This window comes from Gilliamella sp. Imp1-1 (assembly GCF_001690415.1).
Taxonomy (GTDB): domain Bacteria; phylum Pseudomonadota; class Gammaproteobacteria; order Enterobacterales; family Orbaceae; genus Gilliamella; species Gilliamella bombi.
Map to the genome: position 1 here is coordinate 77,447 of NZ_LZHK01000049.1, position 16,447 is coordinate 93,893.

15 protein-coding genes and 4 tRNA genes are annotated in these 16,447 nt (G+C 34.5%); 13 read left to right on the plus strand and 6 right to left on the minus strand.

The window, feature by feature from the left end:
• Positions 1 to 102: 102 nt before the first annotated feature.
• The 6 genes from A9G38_RS05025 to A9G38_RS05050 all read left to right on the plus strand — a co-directional run bounded on the left by A9G38_RS05025 (position 103) and on the right by A9G38_RS05050 (position 2,490).
• The gene (locus A9G38_RS05025) at positions 103 to 717 is read left to right on the plus strand and encodes a TIGR04211 family SH3 domain-containing protein (protein WP_034909663.1); all 615 of its coding nucleotides are present in this window, start codon (positions 103 to 105) and stop codon (positions 715 to 717) included.
• Entirely contained in the window at positions 718 to 1,815 is a 1,098-nt protein-coding gene (locus tag A9G38_RS05030) for a multifunctional CCA addition/repair protein (protein WP_034909661.1), read from the plus strand.
• Positions 1,816 to 1,931: 116 nt separating this feature from the next.
• A tRNA-Met gene (locus A9G38_RS05035) sits at positions 1,932 to 2,008 on the plus strand.
• 37 nt (positions 2,009 to 2,045) lie between these two features.
• Positions 2,046 to 2,130: transfer RNA gene (locus A9G38_RS05040), tRNA-Leu, on the plus strand.
• A 25-nt stretch (positions 2,131 to 2,155) separates the two neighbouring features.
• Positions 2,156 to 2,230 (plus strand) — tRNA-Gln (locus A9G38_RS05045).
• Between the two features lie 185 nt (positions 2,231 to 2,415).
• Positions 2,416 to 2,490 (plus strand) — tRNA-Gln (locus tag A9G38_RS05050).
• A gap of 477 nt (positions 2,491 to 2,967) precedes the next feature.
• On the opposite strand, the gene cydC is transcribed toward A9G38_RS05050, so the two are convergent.
• Genes cydC through trxB form a run of 3 tightly spaced genes read right to left on the minus strand, consistent with a single transcriptional unit; the run spans position 2,968 to position 7,274 of the window.
• Positions 2,968 to 4,599, minus strand: coding sequence for a heme ABC transporter ATP-binding protein/permease CydC (gene cydC, locus A9G38_RS05055; RefSeq protein WP_202961514.1), 1,632 nt, complete (start codon positions 4,597 to 4,599; stop codon positions 2,968 to 2,970).
• Complete coding sequence (gene cydD / locus A9G38_RS05060) at positions 4,593 to 6,305, minus strand: heme ABC transporter permease/ATP-binding protein CydD (protein WP_051634109.1); 1,713 nt, start codon at positions 6,303 to 6,305, stop codon at positions 4,593 to 4,595. The genes cydC and cydD overlap by 7 nt, the downstream gene beginning before the upstream one ends.
• A 15-nt stretch (positions 6,306 to 6,320) precedes the next feature.
• A complete protein-coding gene (trxB, locus tag A9G38_RS05065) occupies positions 6,321 to 7,274 on the minus strand; it encodes a thioredoxin-disulfide reductase (protein ID WP_034909659.1) in 954 nt (317 codons plus the stop codon).
• Between the two features lie 363 nt (positions 7,275 to 7,637).
• On the opposite strand from trxB, the gene A9G38_RS05070 reads away from it, so the two are divergent.
• Entirely contained in the window at positions 7,638 to 7,823 is a 186-nt protein-coding gene (locus A9G38_RS05070; RefSeq protein ID WP_034909658.1) for a hypothetical protein, read from the plus strand.
• 63 nt (positions 7,824 to 7,886) lie between these two features.
• Here A9G38_RS05070 and A9G38_RS05075 read toward each other — a convergent pair whose 3' ends face one another.
• Both A9G38_RS05075 and A9G38_RS05080 read right to left on the minus strand, forming a co-directional pair.
• Positions 7,887 to 8,558, minus strand: a complete 672-nt coding sequence (locus tag A9G38_RS05075; protein WP_034909655.1) for an NAD(P)H-dependent oxidoreductase — start codon at positions 8,556 to 8,558, stop codon at positions 7,887 to 7,889.
• A gap of 8 nt (positions 8,559 to 8,566) precedes the next feature.
• The gene (locus A9G38_RS05080; protein WP_218056495.1) at positions 8,567 to 9,781 is read right to left on the minus strand and encodes an AmpG family muropeptide MFS transporter; all 1,215 of its coding nucleotides are present in this window, start codon (positions 9,779 to 9,781) and stop codon (positions 8,567 to 8,569) included.
• Between the two features lie 330 nt (positions 9,782 to 10,111).
• Here A9G38_RS05080 and A9G38_RS05085 point away from each other — a divergent pair, with 330 nt between their 5' ends.
• From A9G38_RS05085 to A9G38_RS05105, 5 genes are all read left to right on the plus strand, one after another.
• Positions 10,112 to 11,101 carry a 2-hydroxyacid dehydrogenase gene (locus A9G38_RS05085; RefSeq protein WP_034909775.1) on the plus strand — a complete coding sequence of 330 codons (990 nt, stop codon included), beginning with the start codon at positions 10,112 to 10,114 and terminating at the stop codon, positions 11,099 to 11,101.
• Between the two features lie 55 nt (positions 11,102 to 11,156).
• On the plus strand, positions 11,157 to 12,230 hold the full coding sequence (gene mltB / locus A9G38_RS05090) for a lytic murein transglycosylase B (protein ID WP_034909773.1): 1,074 nt from the start codon (positions 11,157 to 11,159) through the stop codon (positions 12,228 to 12,230).
• A gap of 575 nt (positions 12,231 to 12,805) precedes the next feature.
• The gene (locus tag A9G38_RS05095) at positions 12,806 to 13,225 is read left to right on the plus strand and encodes an OsmC family protein (RefSeq protein ID WP_034909652.1); all 420 of its coding nucleotides are present in this window, start codon (positions 12,806 to 12,808) and stop codon (positions 13,223 to 13,225) included.
• Between the two features lie 112 nt (positions 13,226 to 13,337).
• The gene (locus A9G38_RS05100; protein ID WP_218056496.1) at positions 13,338 to 14,687 is read left to right on the plus strand and encodes an APC family permease; all 1,350 of its coding nucleotides are present in this window, start codon (positions 13,338 to 13,340) and stop codon (positions 14,685 to 14,687) included.
• A 71-nt stretch (positions 14,688 to 14,758) separates the two neighbouring features.
• Positions 14,759 to 15,385: a LysE/ArgO family amino acid transporter gene (locus tag A9G38_RS05105; protein ID WP_034909646.1), complete on the plus strand. Its 627-nt coding sequence runs from the start codon at positions 14,759 to 14,761 to the stop codon at positions 15,383 to 15,385.
• A gap of 177 nt (positions 15,386 to 15,562) precedes the next feature.
• On the opposite strand, the gene A9G38_RS05110 is transcribed toward A9G38_RS05105, so the two are convergent.
• Entirely contained in the window at positions 15,563 to 16,048 is a 486-nt protein-coding gene (locus A9G38_RS05110; RefSeq protein WP_051634108.1) for a tetratricopeptide repeat protein, read from the minus strand.
• A 100-nt stretch (positions 16,049 to 16,148) separates the two neighbouring features.
• Here A9G38_RS05110 and A9G38_RS05115 point away from each other — a divergent pair.
• Positions 16,149 to 16,447 (plus strand): IS3 family transposase (locus A9G38_RS05115; protein WP_065623157.1); only part of this gene is annotated, 299 nt, incomplete at its 3' end.

The window sequence follows — 16,447 nt, forward strand, 5'->3', positions numbered from 1 at the left end:
TATTTATTTTAGTTTTTAAAACTATTTATTATAAAATGAATATGCGACTTGCTATTATTTTATGTTATCATGAAACTATTTATAGATGCTTATTGGAAATATATGAAAAAACAGAATATTATTGCACTACTTTCGTTTTTTGCGATTTCTTTTAATGGTTACGCTATAGACAAATATGTGACTGATAATGTCGATATTTATTTGCGTAGAGGTCCTGGTTCGCAATATGCGTATTCTAATGCAGTTAAAGCTGGAGAAAAAGTTGTTGAGCTTGAAAAAAGTGCAGATGGCAAATTTACTCACATTCAACTTAATAATGGTAGCACCGCTTGGATTGAAACAAGCAAACTAAATGAACAACCTAGTTATAAAGAACGCTTTCCAGTGCTAGAAGCAAAACTAGCAGAATATCAAGATAAAGTTGATAATGCTGAGGCAAATCAACAAAAATTGTTAAGTGACTATATCCAAAAGTTGCAGACGGCTGAAAAATCTATAGAAACACTTCAAAATAAAAATGAAGCACTAGAACAACAAGTTAAGGAGCAAAATTCACGAATTGAATCAATGCTAAATCAAGTTGATGATAAACGCCGTGACCTTATTGTAACTTGGTTTACCTATGGTGGTCTTGTTGCTGGAGGCGGTCTTATTTTAGGGCTTATATTACCAAGAATTATACCAAGCCGACGCAAAAAAGATCGTTGGATGAGATAGATGAGTAAAATCTATCTTGTAGGAGGGAGTGTGCGCGATAAATTGTTGCACCAACCTGTTGCTGATCATGACTGGGTTGTTGTTGGCGCTACGCCAGACGAGCTTTTAGCATTAGGTTATCAACAAGTCGGTAAAGACTTTCCAGTTTTTTTACACCCTCATACGAAAGAAGAATATGCGTTGGCTCGCACTGAGCGTAAATCCGGTAGAGGTTATACTGGATTTATCTGTGATTTTGGTAAAGAGATTACATTAGAACAAGATCTGATTCGCCGTGATTTAACCATTAACGCCATTGCAATGGACGAAGATGGCAATATAATTGATCCATATCATGGCGTTGATGACATCAAACATAAAATCTTACGCCATGTATCGCCAGCCTTCCGAGAAGATCCTCTACGTATTTTGCGCGTAGCTCGTTTTGCAGCTCGTTTTCATCAATTCGGTTTTACTGTAGCTCCTCAAACTCTAGATCTAATGAAACAAATGGTATTAGCCGGTGAGGTTAGTTACTTAACACCAGAACGTGTGTGGAAAGAAACTGAAAAAGCATTGTTGACATCAAATCCACAGATCTATTTTCAAGTACTAGAACAATGTGGAGCGCTTCCATTATTATTTTCATCATTAGACTTAACAGACACTATTAGTGATGCACTAAAAAAATCTGCTATATTAACTAATGATTTAACAATCCGTTTTGCTGTACTGTGTGCACAGTTATCTAATAAATTAGCGGTCGAAGCATTATGTGCAAAAATTAAAGTACCTAACAACTATACTAAAGTTGCCGTCATGGTTCAGCAGAATCGAAATAACCTTGAACAAGTGCAAACCCTGACAGCTGAACAAATTATTTCTTTGCTAAATAGCATTGATGTATGGCGCAACCCTTCGCACCTTGAACAATTAATTATTGCAAGCCAAGCTTTTACTAAAACAACATCGTTTGCACAAGCAAATTATATAAAAGAAGCTTATAAAATCGCCAATGGCGTCAATGTGCAGCAAATTATTTCTGATGGTTATACAGGAAAACAAATTCATTTTGAGTTACAAAAAAGGCGAATCGAAGCGTTATTAAACTGGATTTGATTGCATCTTAATCAATCGTCACTTTTTTTCAAAATATCTTAAAAAAATAGTTGACGATTTGGCGTAACCCTAGCATAATGCGCCTCGCAGTGTTGGTTACGACGTTGCGAATGAATGGCTACGTAGCTCAGCTGGTTAGAGCACATCACTCATAATGATGGGGTCACAGGTTCGAATCCCGTCGTAGCCACCATTAGGATTAGGTAGTACTTTTACCGAAAGTGTTTAGTGCGGGTGTGGCGAAATTGGTAGACGCACCAGATTTAGGTTCTGGCGCCGCAAGGCGTGTGAGTTCAAGTCTCTCCACCCGCACCATTTAATCTTAATATCTATCCATTATTGGGGTATAGCCAAGCGGTAAGGCAGCGGGTTTTGATCCCGCCACGCCCAGGTTCGAATCCTGGTACCCCAGCCATTCCAATATGCATAATTTTGGTATTTCATTCTTGATTTATATCAATGTTTGGTATGTTAATTATTCACTATTTTCATGTGAGCATAATGGAATTGGTATACGCGCTAGATTCAAGGTCTAGCTAGGAAACATGTGCGAGTTCAAATCTCACAGCTCGTATCAAAAGTGATTTTCACTTTCTATAGTGGGGTATAGCCAAGCGGTAAGGCAGCGGGTTTTGATCCCGCCATGCCCAGGTTCGAATCCTGGTACCCCAGCCAATAAAATAAAATAAAATAATTAATTATGATCTAAAACTATTTGAAGATATCTCTTATTATTAGCTTGACGGTGGTAGAATAATAGTTCATCTTATAAATAGTTCAGCTCTGTGTTTTCCTACATGTAATGATACTAAAGTAGATTTAAACAAGAAAAATTGAGCTATTTACTATATTGAAATACTATTTTTTAAGTCAATTTAAATAGCTAGATTTAAAAAGGGAAAATTTTGATTGTCTTTTTAATAGATTACTCGAATTTTGGGAAGGTTTCGTGTAACTACTTTAAATATCATAACTTAACCCCAAAAAGAGACCACATTCAAACTACTTTCTTATAACTATCTAATTTAAAAACAAATAAAATCAATAGTCTATCTGAACGTTTTTATAAGCAAAACTTTCGAATTTTTACAATTACGGAAAGCTAATATTGCCCTTTATCAGCAATGAATGACATATAAATTAAACCATTAATCAAAGTGAAATAATTCGATCAAACAGCGGATTATCAGTCAAACGATGTGTAACCATGATTAGTGTTTTGCCTTTACATGTCTGTTTTATCAATTGAATAATTTGTTGTTCTGTTTGTTGATCAAGGCTTTCTGTTGGTTCGTCCATTAAAATTAAAGGGGAATTATGCAGTAATGCTCTTGCAATGCCTATACGGCGAATTTCACCGCCAGATAAAGTACGCCCGCCTTGTCCAATTAGCATATCTAAACCTTGTTCTGTAGTTAGTAATTTGTCCAATTCAACTTGATATAGAACCTCAATAAGCTGTTGATCAGTTGCATTAGGATTACCAATGAGTAAATTTTGCCGTAAAGTCTCACTAAAAATAGTAATAACTTGCGGAACCATTGCAATGGCTTGTCGCAAAGTTTTTTCATCCAGTTGATTTATTGGGGTATCATTAAAATAAATATTGCCAGAGCTTGCCTCCCAAGTCCGATTCACTAGGCTTAATAAAGTTGATTTACCACAACCTGTTTTACCAATTATTCCAATATGTTCACCTTGTTCAACCATTAAGGAAAAATCAGTTAATATCGCAAAAGGTTGATTTGGATAGCTGAAATTAATTTGTTCAAATTGTAATTTTGCCGTAGTTAAATCTATCGCTTTACCTTTAGAAACAAATTGAATGTCGGGGGTTTGATTAAAAATAGCCGTTGTGCGTGTGGCAGAAGTCAGTACTTGTCCTAAAAAGATAAATGCGCTAGGAATTGGCATGAGTATTTCAGCACTTGCAAGACTAACAAATACAAATAGTGCCACTAACGGGGATAGGGTGTATTGGGTAATTAGCCATAGAACAAGCAACGTTAAAAATCCAGCAATCAGCACAATCAATGCGCTTGATAGTGCCATTAATGTTGATTGACGTTGCTGGTTATAAAGCCAGTTTGATTCAAGCTCATCAAGTTTAGCACGATAGCGTGGTTGTGCATTAAATAGGATAAGTTCAGCTTGTCCTTGTAGATAATTAATTAATAACAAACGATATTCACTTTGTTGTTTAGCTAGTGTTTTGCCGAGTTGTTTTCCTGCTTGATAAAAAATGACCGGAACCACAAGTAAGGTGGTTGTAAGGATAATAGTAATAATTAACGCAATAGGTAAGTTTATATTTGCTAACCCAACAAACAAAACAACAATGGTAACAAGTGCGGTTACAATAGGTGAAAAAAGTTTTAGGTATAAGTGATCAAGTGCGTCAATATCGACAATAAAGCGATTAAGCAAGTCAGCCCGTTGGTAGTGGGCTAATTGATTGGCACTTAAGGGCAAAATCTTACGAAAAGCTAACGTTCTTAAATAAGCTAAGATTTTAAATGTAGTATTATGATCAACTAAACGCTCCATATAGCGAGCGGCGGTTCGAATAATTGCCGCAGCACGAACACCAGCAGCAGGCAACATATAATTGAAAGTATACAAACCTGCAACGCCAACAAAAGCGGTAGAAGCCAAAAACCAGCCTGATAATGATAGCAAAAATACGCTGGCAAATAGGGTAAGAATTGACAAAAATAATCCCAATAAAATTTGCCCAAAATAGTGTTTATATAGTGCGATATAAGGGCGTAATATAGCTAGCATAAATCCCCCATATCACAGTGTAGCTTACCATTAGCCAATTGCCAGATCTGTTTAAAATCTTGCATGTCATCTGTTTGATGAGTAATTGTAATGCTATTAGGGGTAATGTGCTGCTGATCCAAATTTTTGATGGTTTGTTTATCTAAACTAGCAGTTGGTTCATCAAGAATCAATAATTGACAGGGTTTTAGCATTGCTCTGGCTAAGGCGATCCGCTGTGCTTGCCCAACTGATAAACGTACCGAATCTTCGCCAACTTGGGTTTTAATTCCTTGTGGTAATTTAGCAATAACTTCGGTCAATTGGGTTTTGGCTATCACGTTATCCAGTTCATGGTTGGTTGCATTTTGTTTACCCAATAAAATATTTTCATGGATAGTACCATTAATCAAGTAAGGATTTTGACCAATCCAGCTTACTTGCAGTTGCCAATCATTAATATCTAATTGATTAAATTCAATACCATTAATCTTTAGTGAGCCTTGATAAGGTAAAAAGCCGAGTAGTACTTGCATTAACGAAGTTTTACCCTCGCCACTAGTTCCTATTAGCGCTAATTTAAATGGTGCTTGCAAGCTAAACGATAATGGACCAACGATAGGTTGTTGTTCGTTAGATAATACAATTAAATTATTTGCTTCAATTGTTTTTAATGGCTCAGTCAATTTTATGTTTGTTATATTATCATTGGCTTGTTTTGTTGCGATTTTTTTACTTAAAAAAGTTTCGATATTATCTGCTGCTGCGATTGCCTCAGCTTTGGCATGATAGTAAGTTCCCAAATCACGTAAAGGTTGAAAGTATTCAGGGGCTAACATTAGCGCAAAAAAACCAGCAAATAAAGTAACAGTTCCATTATATGCACCAAAATCGAATTCGCCTAAATACGAGAATCCAAAATAAACCGCCACAATGGCGATTGAAATAGAAGTAAAAAACTCCAATACGGCTGAAGATAAAAAGGCTATTTTGAGCACTTGCATAGTTTTAATACGAAAATCTTCAGAGGCAATGGCTATTTCGTTAGTTTGTTTTTCGCCTTGGTTGAATAATCGAATGGTATTGAGTCCTTTTAAACGGTCTAAAAAATGACCGCTTAAATATGCGAGCGCTTTAAAATGACGACGATTAATATCGGCGGCTCCCATTCCCACTAAAATCATAAAAATAGGAATTAGGGGGGCGGTGCACAGCAAAATTGTAGCAGCAGCCCAGTTAAATGGGAAGATAGCAATACAGATTAAAATCGGTGCCATGCCTGCCAATCGCATTTGGGGAAGATAACGGGCAAAAAAGTCATGCAATTTATCAACTTGTTCAATAAGCAACGTACTCCATGCGCCGATCGTGCTTTGATTTAAATAAGCAGGCCCATGCAACTCAAGTTGATCAATTAATTGCTGTCGAATTTGCTGGCGAACTTTTTTGCCTATGGCAAAGTTGATCTTTTCGCGTAGATAAATTAAGCCTGCTCGACCGAGTAACACTGCAACTAGTGCGCCAAAAAAAGGCAGAATATCCAAAAAATAGTGTTGTTCAATAATAATTTTTTGCAAAATTACAGCGAGTAAAGCAGATTGAATAATGATTAATATAGTTAAAACCAAGCTGGTTAAAATTGAAGCTCGCAAATTAGTTTTATGCATTTTTGCTTGCTGTTTTAACCAGCCAAGTAGATAGGTCTGGCGTTTTTTATCTAATGACATAAAGATCTTTACTGCTTATTTTAAATTATCCAAATAATGTTCTGCATCTAAAGCAGCCATACAGCCTGTACCTGCTGAAGTGATTGCTTGACGATAGACATGATCCATTACATCACCAGCAGCAAAAATCCCTTCGACACTGGTTTGAGTAGCGTTGCCTTGCGTGCCTGATTGTACTTTGATATAACCACCATTTAGTTCAATTTGACCTTCAAATATGGCGGTGTTTGGTTTGTGACCAATAGCGATAAATACGCCTAAAACCGATAACTCTTCGGTAATATTAGGATCTTGTGAGCTACGGATTCTAACTCCAGTTACTCCCATGTTATCCCCTAAAATTTCATCAACTACACGATGAGTATGTAAGATAACTTTGCCTTCTTTAATTTTTTGATCTAAACGATCCATTAAGATTTTTTCTGCTCTAAAAGTATCTCGGCGGTGAATTAAATGCACTTCACTTGCGATATTGGCTAAATAAAGCGTTTCTTCAACCGCAGTATTGCCACCACCCACTACGGCAACTTTTTGGTTGCGATAGAAAAATCCATCACAGGTAGCACAAGCCGACACACCTTTACTTTTGAATGCTTCTTCTGACGGTAAACCAAGGTATTGTGCTGATGCGCCAGTTGCAATAATAAGCGCATCACAACAGTATTGCGTTTCGCTACCATAAAGCTTAAATGGTTTTGTGCTAAAATCAACGCGATCAATTTGATCTAAAATAATTTCGGTATTAAATCTTTCTGCATGTTCTTTCATCTTAACCATTAATTCTGGTCCTGTTAAATCAGGAGCACCGGCTGGCCAGTTTTCAAGATCGGTTGTGGTTGTTAGTTGCCCACCTTCTTGCATTCCAGTAATTAACACGGGTGAAAGGTTAGCTCGTGCAGCATAAACAGCAGCAGTGTAACCGGCAGGACCAGAGCCAAGTATTAATAAGCGAGCATGTTTGGTTTTCATTTTAAATCCTTACTTATTTTAAAATTTTGACGATTTTAGACAAAATTAACGCAATTTATTACCAATAAGTCTAACATTATCAATCGTTATAATGTAAAAAAATTGTTTATTGTAGCAATAGGTAATCATAATAGGCTTTTTTGTATTGCGCTAATTTTTATTAAACTAAAAGTTTATCTTTTTATTTTCAATTATTTTAAATACATTTATTCTTTATTTAAACTACATTAATTTTTGTTTTTGTTTTTACTGTTTAGAATATGCGATTTTCTTATTCTTATATCCGTTATCTCAAATTTTTTATTATTTAATAAGATATTTTTGATTATTGGTTTAGTTAACATCCTAACAGTAGGAGAGAAGATGAGTAATCCTTCAAAAGAAAGTGTCGAAGCTGTACTTACAAAAATTAATTGGGCTCAAGAGATTTTAAACTCAGTACAACAAAATATTACTGATCCTCAGATTGGTAATATTTTATCAGGAATTGCCTTTATTATGGATTCAGCTTCATCTGAAGCCGAAGCACTTTATCAATCAATTGAATAATAATAAGTATCTATTTTTATCAACACCTTCAATTACCATTTTGTGATTGAGGGTGCCTATTGTTTAATTCGTTTCACTGTTATCAGTTAGATATGTTGTTAAGTCTGAAAGTGGCCAACGAATATGCGCTGTTGGTTCATTAATTCGATAACCAAAAGCTAAGCAAAGTCCTATCCCGAATGAGTCGCCACCAAATTGTGGAATATATTTTTCTAGAATCTTGATGACTTTATCATGATCGAATCCTCCAATAGCACATGAATCAATATCACGAAATGCCGCTGCAGTCATCATGTTGGCGCAAGCAATATAATCTTGCATTTCTGACCAATGATTAATTGTTAAACCGTCAGCGAGTCCTTGTTCACAAAAATTGATAAATGCTTGGCAGGCTATGTCAATAGTAGTTTGATTATCTGGATCAGGTAAAGTGCGTGCAATTGAACGTCGCAAATAATCACTCTGTAACGTAAAATTATTGGCTTTGCGGTAAAGTACAATTACAAAATGTGAACAGCTGGTAACTTGTTCTTGGTTATAGCAAACATTACGTAATTCAACTTTTATCTTGTGGCTATCAACAACCACAAAATGCCATGGCTCCATACCAAATGATGAAGGAGATTGACGACCCGCTTCTAAAATATATTTAATATCATTATCACTAATTTTTTTGGTATTATCAAATTTTTTACATGCATGTCTAAAGTCGAATGCTTGGGTTAGTTTGTCCATATTTTCTCCTAAGATTGGCTATTCCACGGGGCAACTTTTAACAATAATAACATACCGGGAAAGGCAAGAATAAAACATAACCAAAAAAAGTTTGTCCATCCTAAGTGTTCAACCATAAAACCGGTAGATGCATTAATTAGAGTTCTTGGCATTGAAGCAATGCTGGTAAATAAAGCAAATTGTGTAGCGGTATAAAGTGGATTGGTTGTTTTAGCAATAAAGGCTACAAAAGCAGCCGAACCAAGACCGACACCAAGTGATTCAATCCCTATCACTATGGCTAATAACGTTTTTTGAAATATTCCTATTGTAGTAAAAGGTCCTTCTATCGAAAGCCAAATAAATCCTAAAATTGATATAACTTGGACAACACCAAAAGACCATAATGCTCGGTTTATGCCTATTTTGATCATCAAAATGCCACCCATTAATGCCCCAATCACACTTGGCCATAAAGAAGCATTTTTGGCAATCCAACCAATGTCGGGTCTGCTGTAACCCATTTGTAAATAAAAATTCGTAGCTAAAGCGGTTGCCATACTGTCGCCTAGTTTATATAAAAAGATAAATGTTAAAATCCATATGGCTGTTTTAAGTCCATTTCGAGTAATAAATTCACTAAATGGCTTAATGATGATATCTTCAAAAGTATGATTTAGGGGCGATTGGTTAATTGGTTCTTTTACTAGTAGCGTCATAATGATAGCAGGCAGCATAAATAATGCAGTGATGATAAAAACACTATTCCAAGGCAAGGTATTTGATAATATTAGTGATAATGAACCTGGCACTAAACCTGCAATGCGATAAGCATTGGTATGAATACTATTACCAAGTCCTAATTCTTTATCAAGTAATAACTCTCGTCTAAAGGCATCAAGTGCAATATCTTGTGTAGCTGAAAATAGTGCAATAATAAAGCAAATGGTTGCTATTAACCAAATATTTAATGAAGGTGAAAAAAATCCTAATATTGCGATCGAAAATATAAGTATTATTTGGGACCCAAGCATCCAACCACGCCGTCTCCCTAAATTAAAGAGAGAAATGTTATCCATCAATGGTGACCAGATAAATTTAAAAATATAGGGAATTTGCGTTAATGAAAAAGCTCCAATTGTTTTGATATTAATACCATCACTTTCTAACCATGCAGGTAACAGTTGTAATAATAAATAAAAAGGAATACCAGAAGCAAAACCTGTAAAAATGCAGATTAGCATCTTGGTCGTAAAAATGGTTTTTAAAAGTGAATTCTGCGAGCTATTCATTATTTAACTTTATTGTTAGTTTTTGGCAAAGTGTTATCATAGCACACAACATATAAAAAATAATTCTGCAAGCCAAGATTGATTGTTTTATCCAAAGTCATGTTTTCAATATAAGGAAGTTATGCGCAATGACTTTTTAAAAGTTAGAGATTCATTATTTTAGCTATTCTTTGTTAAAAAGTTTCAGGTAACTATGTGTTTCAGTATAAAATTAATGTCAATAATAAATTAAGAGATTAACAAACTACCATTTAAAAGGGGTGTAGTAATATGAAAAGTTCAATTAGAGTGGCTGTTTTTAGTAGTAAACATTATGATAAAGAACATTTAGAAATCGCTAATAAAAAATATGGCTTTGATATCGAATATTATGAACATAAACTTAGCTGTAAAACAGTGGTTACCGCTCAAGGTTATGACGCAGTTTGTGCATTTGTTAATGACGAAGTAGATAAAAAAGTACTAAAAAAAATAGCAAGTTATGGCATTAAGATTTTAGCGCTTCGTTGCGCTGGATTTGATAATGTTGATTTAACTGAAGCTGAAAAGTTAGGTATCACGGTGGTTCGTGTGCCAGCTTATTCACCAGAAGCAGTTGCAGAACATGCAGTGGCTTTAATGATGACGTTAAATAGAAGAACGCATAAAGCCTATCAACGTACTCGTGATGCTAATTTTTCGTTAGATGGTTTGACTGGCTTTAATATGCACAATCGTACTGCTGGTGTTATTGGTACGGGCAAAATTGGTCAAGCAGTTATTCGCATTTTGAAAGGTTTTGGTATGCATATTCTTGCCTATGATCCTTATCCTAATGATGTTGCAGTTGAATTAGGAGCGCAATATGTTGAGTTAGATGAGTTATATGCAAAATCTGATGTGATTACGTTACATTGCCCTATGACCCCTGAAAATTATCATTTATTGAATAAAGATTCTTTCCAAAAAATGAAAGACGGCGTGATGATTATCAATACAAGTCGTGGCGCATTACTTGATGCAACCGCAGCTATTGATGCATTAAAGAAAACAAAAATTGGTGCTTTAGGCATGGATGTTTATGAAAACGAACGTGATCTCTTTTTTGAAGACAAATCTAATGATGTTATTTTAGATGATGTGTTCCGTCGTTTATCTTCCTGTCATAATGTTATTTTTACGGGGCACCAAGCCTTTTTAACACAAGAAGCATTGTTAAATATTTCTGATACGACGTTAAATAATATTAAACAAGTTTCGGCAGGAGAATCATGCCCAAATATTGTTAAATAACAATAAATATTTTATGATGTTGTCGATTTTTAATTACTTAAAATATGGATTTTTTATGCAGCGTATTGCCATTTTTATTAGTACAATTTTATTGCTTGTAGCTTGTAGTAGTAATAAATCTTCAACATCTCCCATGAAAGAACACCGTGGACATGCAAATGTTAAAGGCGGTGTTTATCTCGAAAAAGAGCACAATCAATCTAAAACCGCTAGTGCGTCACTAGACATAGATAAAGAAAAATTTATTGATAGAATGGTCAGTAAGCATGGTTTTAATCGTCAACAACTCCGTAATGTGCTTGCTCAAGCTAATAAGCTTGATTGGGTAATTAATGTAATGGATAAACAAGCACCAAAAGCAACTTCGCCAACGGCACCAAATGGCGCTTGGATTCGATATAAAAATAAATTTATTACACCAAGTAACCTTCCTCGTGGTGTTGAATTTTGGAATCAATACCAAAAAGAATTACAGCGTGCTTATAATGAATATGGTGTGCCACCTGAAATTATTGTTGGCATTATTGGTGTCGAAACAGGTTGGGGTAGAGTGATGGGTAAAACTAAAATCATTGATGCCTTGTCAACTCTTGCATTTTACTATCCAAGACGTGCGCAATATTTTTCTGACGAATTAGAAGATTTTTTAGTTATGTGCCGAGATGAAGGCGTTGATCCCTTTGATTTGAGTGGATCATTTGCTGGTGCTATGGGATATGGTCAATTTATGCCATCAGCATTTAGACGTCACGCTGTTGATTTTAATCATGATGGGCATATTGATTTATGGGATCCTGTTGATGCCATTGGTAGTGTGGCAAGCTATTTTAAATCATACGGTTGGCAACGTGGTAAAAAAGTGGCTGTAATGGCTGATGGCCAAGCACTATCACTTGATACTGGTTTTAGTACTAAATATTCAATTGAAACATTGGCAAAAGCTGGATTAAAACCACAAAGTTCATTAGAAGGACATACGCAGGTAAGTTTATTGCGTCTTGATATGGGCGATCGTTACCAATACTGGTATGGATTACCAAACTTTTATACTATCACCCGTTATAACCACAGCACTCATTATGCAATGGCTGTTTGGCAATTAGGACTTGCAGTTAAAGAAGCAAGATAGTCATTTAATGGTATTGCATCAAAACTGATAAGGTCGCTTTTGCGGCCTTTTTATTTGTTAATGATGTTTAAGAAATGATTAATTTCGTTGCAAGCAATAATAAAATATACCAAAGAATTTAATTAATTTTTTAATCGATAATTTTTGTGCAAGTTGTACACCTACTTTAGCCATCGAGATGCTTGCTAGCATAATAACTAATACGTCACCACCAAAATACTAGCTAATAATCTAGCCAAGGATCCTATCAAAAGGAAGATAATAAACTTAAAAATCATATTCAATCCTTAGAGTAGAGGAAACCAATCTGTATAATTATTTGTTAAGCAAAAATCAAGATGAAAACATTGATTTTAATTACACATTGCTAATATTTTATTGCAAATAATACAGTGATTTTACCTGAATAATTTAAAAAATCTTAATGATTCTCTTAGTAAAAAGTTCACTAACATTGTCATATTTGATCAATAAAGTAATAATCAAAATGATGACAGCGTGGTTAAAAACGATTATGTTATTTAATAAATTTGTAACTAATAAGAAGTTTAAAGATAAATTTAAAGGAGATAATTATGAAAGATCGTTTAAAGTGGATTGATGAATTTGGTTTTTTAGGTGAGACAGCAAGTGGACATTCGCTAGTGATGGATGGCGGTATTGAACATGGCGGTCGTAATCGTGGAGCTCGTCCTATGGAGCTTTTATTGCATGGTGCAGCTGGTTGTATGGCTTATGATATTATTGCGATTTTAAAAAATAAAAAAAAAGATGTTCGTGATCTTTGGATAGATATTGATAAAACTCAAGCAGAATCTTCCCCTAAAGTGTATACGTCAATTAATTTTCATATTGTTATTACAGGTATTAATATCGATAACGAAACAGTCGAAACAGCCGTAAAACTTGCATCAGAAAAATATTGCAGTGCCTCTATCATGCTTGGTAAAACAGCAAAAATGTCTTATACCTATGAGGTTAAAGAATATCACTAAAGTATTTTTTTATAACAAATAATTATAACGTAATAACAAGCTGATCTTAGCACGTTGTGAATTAATCATTTAATATTTCATCATTACAGATAATTGTGATACGAGAATGATTATGCAACAGTTAAATAAAAATATGCGATTCCGGGATTTGGTTATTCTGGGATTGCTTTTTATTGGTCCAGCAGCACCTGTAGGATTATTTGGTGTTTTAGATGCGATAAGTGATGGTGCAGTTGCTTTGGTTTATATCATAGCAACTTTTGTAATGGCATTTACCGCGCTTTCTTATGCCAGAATGGCAAACGCTTTACCGCATGCGGGAGCCGTTTATGCTTATTGTTCTATTGGCATTCATCCAAGTGCTGGATTTTTAGTAGGCTGGTTGCTATTACTTGATTATATGTTTATCCCTGCGGTTGCGTACTTATTTAGCGGTATATCGTTCAATGCATTGATTCCCGAAGTACCAATATGGGTATGGACATGTTTAGCTGTTATGTTAACTACTACGCTGAATTTAGTTGGTGTTAGAAAATCGACTAAAATTACGTTAATCATCTTGATATTTGAAATTATTATATTACTTGCTGTGTTATCTGTTGGTATTTGGATAATAGCCACTAATGGTAGTAACAGAGATTGGTTACTACCTTTTATTGGTGGTGATTTATTCAGTTGGAGTAATTTATTTAATGCTGTGTCTATTGCTGTACTATCTTATTTGGGATTTGACGCTATTGCTACTTTTTCAGAAGAAAATGGCGGACCTCATAATTTAGTTAGTAAAGCGATTATATGTTGTTTAATTTTAGCTGGTTGTTTATTTGTGCTACAAATTTATGTCGGTAGCTTACTAAACCCTTATAACCCTGAATATTTGCGTAGTCATCCAGAACTACAAGGTAAAGTTTACTATCATATTGTTAATCAAGAAATTAATTTATGGTTAGGATGGGCGCTAGGTTTAATGAAAGCTATTGGTGCATCATTTGCAGCAATGGTTGGACAAGCCGCAGCAAGTCGTCTTTTATTCAGTATGGGGCGTGACAAACGTTTACCTTCATTTTTTGCAAAAGTGGGAAAAAAAAGTGGTGTACCTACAATGGCTATTATATTTGCAGCGCTATTTAATTTATGTTTAGTTGTTATTGCTGCTAATAATGCTAAAGGGTTGCCAACTTTAGTTTCATTTGTTGATATTGGAGCATTAACTGCATTTATCATGTTACATCTATCTGTAATTGGCTATTTTAAGTTTAAAAAAGGCTCAAAAGGATGGTTTTCGTGGTTTCTAGACGTCTTTATGCCTATTATAGGTATTGTAGTGCTATTACCTGTATTATTACATATTGATAACGATGCAAAAATGGTCGGTATTATTTGGTTAGCTATTGGAATGATCATTCTCTATTTAAACAAAAATAAAACCAAACTATTGTGGTTAGAGAAAAATAACAAATAACAAATTCAATACGTTTGTTATAAACTTATAGCTAATAAATTTTCTTATCTTTATTCTGGTGTTATAACTAAATGCTATTGGAAATATTACGTGGTGCTTTCATTTCGGCTAGTTTAATTATTGCTATTGGTGCTCAAAATTTATTTGTACTCAAGCAAGGATTATTAAAAAATCATATCTTTTATGTGTCGGCAATTTGTTTTATTTGTGATTTGGCTTTAATGTCAATAGGGATTTTTGGGGTAGGTACTTTTATTCGTAGCAATTCTTTAATTACTAATATTTTAGCAATCTCTGGGGCGATTTTTTTAATTTGGTATGGTTTTTGTGCGTTTAAAAGTGCAATTAAAGGCACAAGTAGCATGCAAATAGAATCTCAATCTCTTAACAATAACAACTTATTAAAAGTTGTATTGGCAACTTTGGCTGTTACACTACTCAATCCTCATGTCTATTTGGATACTGTTGTTATTGTTGGAGGAATTGCTGGCACGTTAACTAATGAACAAAAATTTGCATTTTTGGTTGGTGCCGTCAGTGTTTCATTCATCTGGTTTTTTAGTCTTGGTTATGGAGCAAAATTACTCATACCGCTATTTAGAAAGAAAAGAATGTGGGTAATATTGGACTGTATAGTTGGTGCTGTAATGTTCTATATTGCCTATTGTTTAGTTATGTATGTATTTGATGTGCATTAAGCACATACATAACCAAAACGTTGAACTAATAATTATTATTTGGGAATTGTGTTAGGTTATTTTTGACAAGCTTGATATATATTATTTTTACAATATTGTTTAAAAGTAATGTTTACCAGTTTAAATACCTTTTATAGTGCCATTTTGTTATTTCCCATTGCCAATATTATTCTTTTATTAAAGAAGTTTCTTGACATGTTTACATGCCTCTTGATGGTTGTTTTGGCAAGCTTGTTGAAAGTAATATTTTGCAGTATGGGTATTTATTGCCACTCCCAATCCTTGATGATAGATAATACCTAAATTGTATTGTGCATCGGCATGATTTTGTTCAGCGGCAAACTGAAACCATCTTCTAGCTTCTGTATAATTTTTTTCAAACCATGAACCGTTATAATATAACCAACCTAAGCTATATTGTGCTTCAGGATTTCCGCTTTGTGCAGATTGAGTGTCTAATTCTACACCTTTGGCAAAATCTTTTTTTAATCCACCTAATCCATTGTAATACATATTTGCTAAATTATGCAGTGCATATATATTGCCTTGCTTGGCTGCTTGTTCATATAGTTTTCTAGCTTTGGTATAGTTCTTTTTAACAACAATTCCAATATAATAAAATCTACCCAGATTGTTTTGAGCCTCTTTGCTACCTAGTTGCACTGCTTTCTCGTAAAAATATTTTGCCTGGATCGGCTACACTAAATCATACAACTTTTTTAAGGGGTAAGGTAAACTTATCACAACTAAAAAAGGAACAAATATGAATAAGATTAAACGCAAAAGACGAACATTCACAGATGATTTTAAACAGCAAATGGTCAGTCTTTATCAACATGGTAAATCACGTAGTGAAATCGTTGCCGAATATGATTTGACACCATCAGCTTTGGACCATTGGATAACGCAAGCAAGCCAAAGCGGCTCATTTAAAACAAAAGATAATCGCAGTCCACAAGAACAAGAGTTAATCGCGTTGCGTAAAGAGCTTAAACAGCTGCGTATGGAAAACGATATTCTAAAGCAAGCAGCACTGATAATAGGACGAAAATCGCTATCCTA